Origin of the sequence: Flagellimonas meridianipacifica, assembly GCF_003001695.1 — a bacterium.
In the GTDB taxonomy this organism is placed as follows: Bacteria; Bacteroidota; Bacteroidia; order Flavobacteriales; family Flavobacteriaceae; genus Flagellimonas; species Flagellimonas meridianipacifica.
Genome location: NZ_PVYX01000002.1, coordinates 800,647 through 812,070 on the forward strand (window position 1 = coordinate 800,647; position 11,424 = coordinate 812,070).

Here is an 11,424-nt window from a genome sequence, read left to right on the forward strand (position 1 = left end):
TTTATTGAAATTATTGATGCAGATGAAATACGTAAAAAATATATTGGCGGGTATTGGTTTGTTGGTGGTAGCGGGTAGCTTGATTTTTGCCGTACAGTCAACCCCAGAGGAAAAAGTAGCTTTGGAAAAAGCAATCACCTTAGATAGAAATGTAACGGATGGTTATCAAATCAGTGCCATTGAGATTCCTGAAGACCTAAACTTCGCTGGGGAAACAGTACCCCTAGAAGACCCTGAAATTTTGGAACGTGTGGACCGTGAGTTTTTAGTAAACACCTATTGGCAGTCCAATGCTATTCTTTTGATGAAAAGGGCACACAAGTATTTCCCAATAATTGAACCTATACTTGCCAAGAACGGTATCCCTGATGATTTCAAATATTTGGCTGTTGCTGAAAGTGGTCTGCAAAACGCGGTATCACCTGCAGGGGCCAGAGGATTCTGGCAAATACTAAAAACAACGGGCAAGGAATATGGTCTTGAGGTAAATTCCAATGTGGATGAACGTTATCATATTGAAAAAGCCACTCAAGTTGCTTGTGATTATCTCAAGAAATGGAAAAGTAGATTTGGAAGTTGGACTTTGACTGCAGCAGCCTATAATGCTGGACCCGCAGGAATCCAAAAATATATGCGCATTCAAAAAGCAGATGATTATTATGATCTTTTGTTGGGAGAGGAAACTGGACGATATGTATTTCGTATCATGGCTATAAAAGAGATACTTTCAAATCCTGAAAAATTCGGTTTTGAAGTAGAAAAAGAAGATTTATACAATGCAGTGCCAACTTTTACCGTAGAAGTTGATTCTTCGGTGACCAGTTGGGCAGATTTCGCCCACCTTTACGAAATCAATTACAAGATTTTAAAAAGACATAACCCCTGGTTGCGCGAACCTCACTTGAACAATGCATCCGGAAAAACGTACGTGGTCGAAATACCTAACAAAGGATATTATCGAGAGACAAGTTCCGGAAGATAAGCTATATACCCCTTAGGCTTCAATTTTATCCAAGGACATTTGACTTGTCTTTTGTTCTTTGTTGGGTTCAATATCCAATAGGGCTATGGAATCTACTCCAATATGTTCAACGCTATAACCATTGGAAGTGAGCAACTCCTCACATTCCATAATATCTGATTCACTTAAATGGTCGTTTTCGAAGGATATCATTGCGGGTTTCACAGAAGAAAAGTCAATGTTTTTGATTATTTCATAATCGAAACCTTCGGTATCTATTTGAAGAAGATCAAGTTTCTTGACATGATGCTTCGCCAACAAGTCATGTATGGTGGAACAGTTGACTTCTTCAGTGACAATATAGTCGTCCTTGTTTTCTGGAAGTGGAATACCTTCCTTTCTAGCCATGTCTGAAACGTAGTTCCTATCAATTTGATATTGTAGGGTGTCACAATTAAATGTAGCCAAACCTGTTGCCCAACGTGAATTAGTGAACCCCAATTTGTAAAGCTGTTTGACACCAGTTTTCTCAGCGATAGCTATATTTTCAAGAATTGTATTTTTTTCAAAACGATATGTTTTGGAGAGTTTTTTAGTGAAGACTTCTTTTTGGGGTTCTACAATAATTCCCTTCCAGGAAAGGCGCTTTACTAATTTGAAAATAGGATCGTTCACAAAACCATCATTACCGCCTATTTGAAGAAAATAGAATTCGCTGATATCCTTAGCTCTTTCCTCCATGATTTGAGCAATTGAACCTGCTTTGGGTCTGTAAAAGAATCTGTAGTACAGTTTCATAAATCCTGGATCCAATCCAAGAAGTGTCAACGTCAAGTTTTTGACGGTTTTCTTAAAGTTCATATTTGTGGTTGGTATAGTATTGGCCTGGCCAAAAACCTAAAATCTGGGGAATTTAACAAAAATTTTTGTTAAAGACTGCTATTTGTAAAAAGGAAAACCTTGATTAACAAATATCTATGTTTTAGACATTTTTTGGATATAGTTGTTAAATCAAGTAAACGAACGTAAAAAGTGTTGATGTGGGAGATAGTTTGGAAAAAGTTAAAGGACCCGACTCTCCATGGTATAATTACATTCAGAAAAGGCGTTGGATGGAAAATGGTGATTCTGTTTCCAATTTAAAAAGTACTGTGAAGAAGCAACAAGGTAATATAAAAAAATAAATAGCAGTGTAGCTATTTGAGCCTTGGATTCTTTTCTACTGCTATTGCATCTTAATTTACTACCAAGAGATTAACGATACCTTGTTCTAACCTGCTGTGGACCTTTTTTCATCTGCTGCTGCATCATTTTAATCTGCTCTGTCAGCATATTGTTCTTGTCCAACTTTTTGGCTTCTTGTAACAATGTGGTTGCTTCACGTTTTCTACCTTTCTGCATGGCAATTCCAGCCAGGCTCAACTTTGCCATTGCCACATCATAATGCATGGTCAGCCCCAGTTTTAAGGCCTTTTTGAAGTACTTTTCGGCCTGCGTCAAATTCTTCTGGGAGTATATGATGCCGTGTAAATAGTTATAATAACCCTGCTGTTTTTTAATTAATGATGATTCAGGGTTTTTAATTTTCGATAACCACTTCTGCGTACCCTCCATATCCTGCTTTCTCATGCGCAAAAACGCTAATAGGATAATTTCATTTCTAAAATAAAGGAAGACAAAAATGAGGGAAAGAAAAATCAAAGCTATGCCATTTCCAATGTAACCCTCTACAAACTGATAGCCTGCATACGCAATTATTAAAAAGGCCAATACCAGTTTTATATTCTTATTAAACATGTAACTATTGAATTAATTCGTAGGTAATTGTTGATTTAATTGAAGTAGGTATTTCCACATCACCCAAATTGGTAACTTTTGAAATTCCCTCTGCCAGACTCTCACTGGTAATGGTCCTTATAAAACCATTCGATGCATTTGTAGTTATGGAAGTTTGTTGGTTACCAGCAAGCGTCATGATAGTTCCATTTTCTTCCGTGTCAACCGTAATCGATGCAGTTCCGGATATTGATGAACCTTCCGAACCCGATTCTTCCAACTTCCAACTGTTTTTGGCATTTAACTTACCACTAAACTCATTATTCCAAGTATCACCAACAGAAATGGGGTTTGATGGATAAAAGTAGGTCATTTGCTCAAAGCTTTTGGCCAATCCTACAGAGCTAAATTCTTTGCTCAGTGACTTGCGCATCAAATTTTTATTAAAATCATCAGTAATCCCTGCTTTGGTAATCATATTTTCGACCAACTCATTTCCTCCGCTCACTTCTATGATTTTCCCATCTTTTTGCATGGTCATTTGTAGCTTATGTCCAATGAGTCCGCTAAATATTTCAGACATCATATTACCCGCTTCTGGTTCCGAAGCTTTTACATCGATAAGTACACCTTGCAAGTTTGAGGTAGTTTTCATCCCAAAATCCTCAAAAGCCATTTCAATAGTATATATGGATTCTGTTTCTCCAACCACGTTGAAAGAAAAAATAGCTTCCAAATCATTGGTCAATTCATGTTTGGCGCCTTCCAATTCTTGTGTGATAAGCTGTTTGGCCTCCTGTTTTATCTTAAAAAAATCATCTTTTTTGAGATTATAGGCCAATTTTTGTTGCCCTAGGGATTGAATAGGAACCAAGCCGACCAAACAAACAAGTCCAAGGATGCCTAAAAATTTCTTGAAATTCATGAGGTGTAAATTGATGCGACAAAACTAACACAAACATTTTTTACAAACCATTTGCCGAAGTAAAAACTCTTCGTATATTTGCGCCCAGAAATTTTGGAAGCTTTTCCACATTTTTAAATCCTTATAAAATAGTTCGGAAATGAAAAGAACGTATCAGCCGTCAAAACGGAAGAGAAGAAACAAGCATGGTTTTAGAGAGCGCATGGCTACTGCCAATGGCAGAAAGGTTCTTGCTCGTAGAAGAGCTAAAGGAAGAAAGAAATTAACCGTTTCATCTGAGCCAAGACACAAAAAATAATGTGCTGTCAATAACTTTTAAATTAAAAGGTGCTACTTTCCAAGTTTAGCACCTTTTTTTTGACCTATTTTTAGCGATTGAAATACAACTAACAAAAAAAGAATGCCCAAAAGAAAAGATCTCAAGTCCATTTTGATTATAGGTTCAGGTCCAATTATTATCGGACAAGCCTGCGAGTTTGATTATTCAGGAAGCCAAGCGTTACGTTCTCTGCGTGAAGATGGTATAGAAACCATTCTGATAAACAGTAATCCGGCCACGATTATGACGGACCCCTCAATGGCGGACCATGTATATCTGAAACCTCTAAATACAAAATCAATTATTGAGATTTTAAAGAAGCATCCCAATATAGATGCCGTATTGCCCACTATGGGAGGGCAGACCGCATTGAATTTATGTATTGAAGCGGACGAGAAAGGAATCTGGGAGGATTTTGAGGTTGAAATTATAGGTGTTGATATTGATGCCATCAACATTACGGAGGACCGTGAGAAGTTTAGAGAGTTGATGTTGAAAATTGGAATTGGTATGCCTCCACAAGCTTCTGCTACTTCTTTCTTGAAAGGGAAGGAGATTGCTCAGGAATTTGGTTTCCCATTGGTGATTAGAGCCTCATTTACTCTGGGAGGTGCCGGGGCTTCCATTGTGCATGACCCCGACAAGTTCGACAATCAATTAAGCCACGCCCTTGAGGTTTCGCCCATCCACGAGGTGATGATAGATAAGGCTTTGATGGGGTGGAAAGAATATGAGCTGGAATTACTTCGAGATAAGAATGATAATGTAGTGATTATCTGTACCATTGAAAATATGGACCCTATGGGTATTCATACCGGAGATTCCATTACAGTGGCACCAGCAATGACCCTATCCGACAGAACATTCCAACGTATGCGGGATATGGCCATCCATATGATGCGCAGTATTGGAGATTTTGCAGGAGGATGTAATGTTCAGTTTGCGGTGAGTCCGGATGAAAAAGAGGATATTATCGCGATTGAAATTAATCCAAGGGTTTCCCGTTCTTCGGCCTTAGCATCCAAAGCGACTGGATACCCTATTGCAAAGATTGCTGCAAAACTGGCCATAGGGTATACTTTGGATGAGCTGCAAAATCAAATCACAAAGTCTACATCCGCCCTTTTTGAACCTACTTTAGATTACGTTATCGTGAAGATTCCAAGATGGAACTTTGATAAGTTTGAAGGTTCGGACAGAACATTGGGACTGCAGATGAAATCGGTAGGTGAGGTAATGGGTATAGGACGTTCTTTCCAAGAGGCTTTGCACAAGGCCACTCAATCACTTGAAATTAAGCGAAATGGACTTGGTGCCGATGGAAAAGGATACACGGATTATGATAAAATTATTCACAAGCTAAAAGTCCCAAGCTGGGACCGGGTTTTTGTGCTATATGATGCCATTCAGTTGGGCATACCATTAAAGACCATTCACGATATTACCAAAATAGATATGTGGTTCCTAAAACAATACGAGGAATTACACTACTTGGAGAAGGAAATATCTAAATATACTGTTGAAACCCTTTCCAAATCGCTATTACTTGAAGCCAAGCAAAAGGGATTTGCAGATAGACAAATTGCACATATGCTGGATTGCTATGAAAGTGAGGTGCATAAGAAAAGAACGAATCTGGGGATAAATAGAGTATACAAATTGGTGGATACTTGTGCTGCTGAATTTAAGGCGGTTACTCCTTACTATTATTCCACTTTTGAAGAAGAGATAGAAAGACCGGACGGAACACGATATGTTGCCAATGATAGCGAGGTGACCGACCGTAAGAAAATTGTAGTGTTGGGTTCAGGACCCAATAGAATAGGGCAGGGGATTGAGTTCGATTATTGCTGTGTTCACGGAGTTTTGGCCGCGGCTGAATGTGGTTACGAGACCATTATGATCAATTGTAACCCGGAAACGGTATCCACGGACTTTGATACTGCTGACAAACTATATTTTGAACCGGTTTTCTGGGAACACATTTACGATATCATCCTTCATGAAAAACCAGAAGGGGTTATTGTTCAATTGGGTGGACAGACAGCATTGAAACTTGCTGAAAAATTGGATAAGTATGGCATCAATATCATAGGGACCAGTTTTAAGTCTTTGGATTTAGCAGAGGATAGGGGGAGTTTCTCTACACTTCTAAAGGAAAATAACATTCCATATCCCAGGTTTGGAGTAGCCGAAACTGCTGATGAGGCCTTGGAATTGGCGGAGGAATTGAATTTCCCGCTCTTGGTAAGACCTTCTTATGTATTAGGTGGCCAAGGGATGAAGATTGTCATTAATAAGGAAGAATTGGAAGCGCATGTTGTAGATTTATTGCGTAAGATTCCAAACAACAAGTTATTGTTGGACCATTATTTGGATGGGGCTATTGAAGCAGAGGCCGATGCTATTTGTGATGGGGACGAAGTGAAGATTATTGGTATTATGGAGCACATAGAACCTTGTGGAATCCACTCAGGGGACTCCAATGCCACTTTACCCCCGTTCAACTTAGGCGAATTTGTAATGCAACAGATTAAGGACCATACGCATAAAATCGCTTTGGCCCTCAATACTGTGGGATTGATAAACATCCAATTTGCTGTAAAAGATGATACGGTTTACATAATTGAGGCAAATCCAAGAGCCTCCAGAACGGTTCCTTTTATTGCAAAGGCATATGGTGAACCTTACGTGAACTTCGCCACAAAAGTGATGTTGGGTGAAAAGAAAATCAAGGATTTTGATTTCAATCCACACCTGGAAGGTTACGCCATTAAACAACCTGTATTCTCTTTCAACAAATTCCCAAATGTGAATAAAAATCTGGGACCTGAGATGAAGAGCACAGGGGAAAGCATTCTCTTTATTGACAGCTTAAAAGACGACGATTTCTATAATCTGTATTCAAGAAGGAAAATGTACTTGAGTAAATAGCTCGCTTAACTTAGTCTGGGTAACCACATGCCCATGGTAGCAGCAAATGTACCTACAATTGTTATCAAGGTACATAGCAGAATAATAAGGGCAGTGGCAATTTGCATACTAGGTTTTTTCGTTTTCTTGGAGCGAATATACATCTCGGCGATGGCCAAGGGAATCAAATATTGACCAAATCCTAAGAAAACTAGAAATGGGCCTCTGAAGGTTACGGGGTCAAAACCTACTGGACCATTGTTTACCAAAAGCCAAAACATAAGCCCAATTCTAAAAAACCACACACCACCCATCGCAAGAAATAATCGTAGTACCCATTCACTATGCGATACAAAGTTTTTTTGGAGGGCCCGTTTTATGGCCAAATAAGCAAAAAGTAGGATTAATACGCCATTGAGACTTACACTTATGTCTCCAACAATACCACTTATAGTGCCTTTGGAAATTACCATGTAAATTCCACTTAAACTTATTAGAAAAGCGGAACCTATGTATACTCGTCCGCTAAATCTATGAAAGCGGGGAGCCCACTTTCTGATTTTTGTACTGAACTGAAGTGGCCCACCTACCATGACCACAACTGCAAATAGGAGATGAATTGCTACGGCCAGGTTACCCATAGTTTCCCCCTCTACATAACCATGGGGAAGAACCCGATTCCATTTCATAAAGTCTCTATCCATGGCAGCACCGCCATAATAGGCCGCCACGTAGGTGGCAAACATCCATTGACCTAAAACAGTGATTAAAAACCACAAAGTTGCCGAGGTTTTAAGCGCACGTGGATAAAAACTTTTCTTGAATAAATCACTTGCAAGGATTTCTGTTTTTGATAACATGATTGTTCGTTTTTTGATTGATGAATGATGATTGAATGATGATTGATTGATGAATATGTCTTGGGCGAACCGCTAACGTCCAATCGAAATTTCATTGAACCCCTTGGCTATAAGCCACCCAATTAATAGTAATAGGTGTACGCCGTTTTGACCAAAAAAAGCGAAATGTATTTGTTGATTGAAAATGGCCAACCAGCAAGCCACAAATACAATTGAAATGGCTATAAGCCCCCATACGGAAAGTAATCTTGGGATTAATTTGGTCCTGAAGAAAACATAGTACAAGGACCACATGGCCACAGCAAAAAGCATTATTGAAAAATAATGGATCCAGAAATATTCTTCCACTTTCAAAGTGCCAAGCGCAACAAGCGTATTCTCTTCAAGCTCTGGTTGGTTGGAAAAGACTTCCGCAATGGACAAGAAGGACAGCTCCGAAACAATTCCAAAAACAACAATGGCGAAATGTAAAGTCCAAATTCCAAAAAACCAATAAGCGAAACCACTTCGAAATTGTTTGATAACGGGAACTAAAAAAATGGCAAGAGCAAGCCATATTCCACTAACAAGAATGTCGAGAAAAACGGAGATGCGTATTTGAAGATCATTTTCAAAGGCATGTTCCAAAAGACCGGGGGACCACCCCATGGAATAAGAAAAGCTTCTAAGATTCAATGCAGGTATACCTAGTGCCACTATGGCAAATAACAGGATTCCTGCAGTTCGACCTATTTTGATGTTTGATTGCATGATTGTTCGTTTTTTGATTGATGATTGATGAATTTTGGATAAGCGCAAAAGGAACTACAGCTTCATAATTTCATTTTGGGTAGTATCAAATTGCTCTAAGTGCTTAATTGCTCGAATCCCTTTATTCCAGTTATTGGAGATAAGGTCGAATGCCTTCAGGGTTTCCCGCTTAGCTTTAAGCATGTCTTTTGAGTTAGACTGGATATCGCTGGATTCGGCATGAAGAAATAGTATAAATAATACGACCCATACGGGGAATGTTGCCCTTTTAGCTTTTCCCACGGCTCTTAGGCCGGATAAAATTGTGATTACATGTTTCATGATTGTTCGTTTTTTGAATGATGATTGATGATTGATTGATGAATAAATGGCTGATTACTCTTTTTGTGGGTTAACGATTTCAATGTTCTTTATATCACCGCTTATATCCACAGTCCCGTCTGACGAGTTACTGTAGAACATATGTTCAAATTGAAGTTGTAGCTGCGCTGAACTATGACCTCTTAGCGCTAAATGTAATTCCTCACCCACAATAACCTTTTTGGATACTACAAGACTGTGCCCATCTAGTTTTAGATGATGAAGTGACTTAAGTTTTATATTGACGACTACACTATCTCTTTTCCTAACGTTCTTTGGAGTCTCTATTAGCAGAGTGTCGTTTAGAACAGACGTCTTTACCGAATCGATTAGATAATTTGGAGCTTCGACCTGAATCTTATGCAAACTGTCCTGTTCCAGAATTATTCTCAAAGGCGCATTGGTTTTAATACCCTTAAATGAAACTGAAGTTCGGTCTTGGCTCAGTCTAATCGCAGAGGTCTTTTTTCTGTTGTTTTCTTTTGCATAATGATGCGTGGTCAGCTGAAATGCTAGCGTGAAAAATACTATGGCAACTAATGCACCAAGAAGAATTAGATTACTCTTTTTCATTTTTTTCTTGGTTAAATGCGTTAATCAACTCTTCCAACGGAATGTTCATCATGTTCATTTTTTTGAAAACATCCGGTAGAGTGTGTTCCATGAATTCTTTACGTTTTATTTCCATAACTTTTGAAAATCCTTTCTTCGCTACAAAATATCCAATTCCCCTTTTATTATATATTACCTCAAGGTCCTGTAAGTGGTTAAAGGCACGAATCGCCGTATTTGGATTTACCTCAACCAACATAGCTATTTCTCGAACTGAAGGGATTCGCTCTTCCTCCTTCCAGCGTTTTTCAAGAATGTTTTCATAAAAAACCTCGGCAATCTGTAGATAAATGGGCTTACTATTGTCAAAATCCATTTCTACACCTCCTTTTCCTTTATTTTATAATAGGCCACCAAGAGCATTAAGGGGCCAAAAATTAGACCGTAGAACCATCTTCCAAATAGAGAGAAGTCTTTGCTGGCCTTATCAAAGGCAAGCGAACCTGTGGATTCTCCTGAGAAAATCCCAAAATCGTGGTTCAATAGTCCAAAACATATAAAATTGAAAATCAGAAATCCAATAAATAGAACTCCCAAGACCAATAGTGTCTTACCTATTCGGTTTTTGGTAAAACTCAATGCACCAACTAAGAAAATAGGCTGAACGAAAAAATACAGAAATACCACATTCCAATAATTCGTGGAAAATAAGGAGGTTATGGTAAAGTCCGCTCGGAAAATAATCGTTCCCACTATCATAGCGAACATACCTACCGTAATTGCCAACAAGGAAAAGCCCAAAGTGTACAACAGATACGCATTGAGCCATTTAGCTGTTATACGTTCTTGAGTTGATACAGGTAACGAAAGATAGGTATGATTCAATTTTGGGTTCTGGAATTCACGGCATATGGCATAAGTGTATAAAACCCCTAAAGGGAAATAACACAACGAAAAACAACCGAAAAATTCATCAGCCGATAGTTTTTTGTCCCATGCCATGTTGAAAAGACAGAATAAGAAAAGTAAAATGCTGGATACCAACAATCCGGTGACAATGCTTCCCTTTAAAAGGGTAACATCCCTTTTAATGAATTGTACGATTCGTGAAATATCAAATTCCTTGGCCATTATCTAGTTCTTTAAAATGGAATTGATTTTTTCCGGATTCGAGAGAACTCCGTTAAATAGCAACTCTAAATCCACTTCACTTTCTTCTTGGAATTCTCGGTTCAAAATGACCCTGCCACCGAAGGTGGATTCAGAAAAAAGAACTTCCGATTCATTTTCTTTTGAAGGTCGTCCGAACCAAAGTGCATCAGAAACAGTTGATAGGGACTGATTGAAAATGACCTGGGCATTATCTAAAATGACCATATGGTCAATCAAGCTATGAAGGTCCCTTACTTGATGGGTCGAAATGATTATGCACTTATCTTCGTTGATTGAGGAAGCCAATATTTTTCTAAACTGACTTTTGGAAGGAATATCCAAACCGTTGGTTGGCTCATCCAAAAGTAGGAGGGGAGTATTGGTGGCAAGTCCAAACGCAATCAACACTTTTTTCTTTTGACCAAATGATAGTTTTGATATATCCTGTTTTCGGTATAGTCTAAATTCCTCAATAAGAGTATAAAAATGCTCTCTGGAAAAATTGGGATAAAAAACAGAGTTGATTTTTTCAAAAGTATAGATGGGTAGAGCAGGTAGCTCAAAGTCTTCCGGAATAAAGAATAAATCTTTCAGAGTTTGTACACTTCTTGCATGGGTCGATTCACCAAATAAAGTGCAATACCCAAACTCTGGTGTTAGCAGTCCACATACTAATTTCATCAAAGTACTTTTCCCTTCACCATTTTTTCCAAACAGGCCATAAATGTTTCCTGAGCCAAAGTTTAAATCCACCGATTTAAGGATTGGACGGCTTTTAGGATAATTAAATTGAAGTTGTTTACAGTTTAACATTATAGTGTATTAGTTAACTAGAACACTACAAATGTACAAATTA

13 protein-coding genes are annotated in these 11,424 nt (G+C 38.5%); 3 read left to right on the top strand and 10 right to left on the bottom strand.

Annotation, left to right across the window (positions count from 1 at the left end; genetic code table 11):
• Positions 1-22 precede the first annotated feature (22 nt).
• Positions 23-982 (top strand): lytic transglycosylase domain-containing protein, encoded by a 960-nt coding sequence (locus CLV81_RS13650; protein WP_106145657.1) that lies wholly within the window; start codon positions 23-25, stop codon positions 980-982.
• Positions 983-994: 12 nt separating this feature from the next.
• On the opposite strand, the gene CLV81_RS13655 is transcribed toward CLV81_RS13650, so the two are convergent.
• From CLV81_RS13655 to CLV81_RS13665, 3 genes are all read right to left on the bottom strand, one after another.
• Complete coding sequence (locus CLV81_RS13655; protein ID WP_106145658.1) at positions 995-1,822, bottom strand: FkbM family methyltransferase; 828 nt, start codon at positions 1,820-1,822, stop codon at positions 995-997.
• Positions 1,823-2,215: 393 nt separating this feature from the next.
• A complete protein-coding gene (locus tag CLV81_RS13660) occupies positions 2,216-2,758 on the bottom strand; it encodes a hypothetical protein (RefSeq protein WP_106145659.1) in 543 nt (180 codons plus the stop codon).
• A gap of 4 nt (positions 2,759-2,762) precedes the next feature.
• Positions 2,763-3,662 carry a DUF6263 family protein gene (locus tag CLV81_RS13665; protein WP_106145660.1) on the bottom strand — a complete coding sequence of 300 codons (900 nt, stop codon included), beginning with the start codon at positions 3,660-3,662 and terminating at the stop codon, positions 2,763-2,765.
• 139 nt (positions 3,663-3,801) lie between these two features.
• On the opposite strand from CLV81_RS13665, the gene rpmH reads away from it, so the two are divergent.
• Together rpmH and carB are read left to right on the top strand one after the other, a co-directional pair.
• Complete coding sequence (gene rpmH, locus CLV81_RS13670) at positions 3,802-3,960, top strand: 50S ribosomal protein L34 (RefSeq protein ID WP_082433296.1); 159 nt, start codon at positions 3,802-3,804, stop codon at positions 3,958-3,960.
• A gap of 102 nt (positions 3,961-4,062) precedes the next feature.
• A complete protein-coding gene (gene carB / locus CLV81_RS13675; protein ID WP_106145661.1) occupies positions 4,063-6,915 on the top strand; it encodes a carbamoyl-phosphate synthase large subunit in 2,853 nt (950 codons plus the stop codon).
• 5 nt (positions 6,916-6,920) lie between these two features.
• On the opposite strand, the gene CLV81_RS13680 is transcribed toward carB, so the two are convergent.
• The 7 genes from CLV81_RS13680 to CLV81_RS13710 form a co-directional block, all read right to left on the bottom strand.
• The gene (locus CLV81_RS13680) at positions 6,921-7,754 is read right to left on the bottom strand and encodes a DUF2306 domain-containing protein (RefSeq protein WP_106145662.1); all 834 of its coding nucleotides are present in this window, start codon (positions 7,752-7,754) and stop codon (positions 6,921-6,923) included.
• 72 nt (positions 7,755-7,826) lie between these two features.
• Complete coding sequence (locus tag CLV81_RS13685) at positions 7,827-8,504, bottom strand: DUF4386 domain-containing protein (RefSeq protein WP_106145663.1); 678 nt, start codon at positions 8,502-8,504, stop codon at positions 7,827-7,829.
• A 54-nt stretch (positions 8,505-8,558) separates the two neighbouring features.
• On the bottom strand, positions 8,559-8,825 hold the full coding sequence (locus CLV81_RS13690) for a hypothetical protein (RefSeq protein ID WP_106145664.1): 267 nt from the start codon (positions 8,823-8,825) through the stop codon (positions 8,559-8,561).
• 54 nt (positions 8,826-8,879) lie between these two features.
• Complete coding sequence (locus CLV81_RS13695; RefSeq protein ID WP_106145665.1) at positions 8,880-9,437, bottom strand: GIN domain-containing protein; 558 nt, start codon at positions 9,435-9,437, stop codon at positions 8,880-8,882.
• Entirely contained in the window at positions 9,424-9,792 is a 369-nt protein-coding gene (locus CLV81_RS13700) for a GntR family transcriptional regulator (RefSeq protein ID WP_106145666.1), read from the bottom strand. Before CLV81_RS13700 ends, CLV81_RS13695 begins: the two co-directional genes overlap by 14 nt.
• A 2-nt stretch (positions 9,793-9,794) precedes the next feature.
• On the bottom strand, positions 9,795-10,547 hold the full coding sequence (locus tag CLV81_RS13705; protein WP_106145667.1) for a hypothetical protein: 753 nt from the start codon (positions 10,545-10,547) through the stop codon (positions 9,795-9,797).
• A 3-nt stretch (positions 10,548-10,550) separates the two neighbouring features.
• Positions 10,551-11,381 (bottom strand): ABC transporter ATP-binding protein, encoded by an 831-nt coding sequence (locus tag CLV81_RS13710; RefSeq protein ID WP_106145668.1) that lies wholly within the window; start codon positions 11,379-11,381, stop codon positions 10,551-10,553.
• Positions 11,382-11,424: the final 43 nt, after the last annotated feature.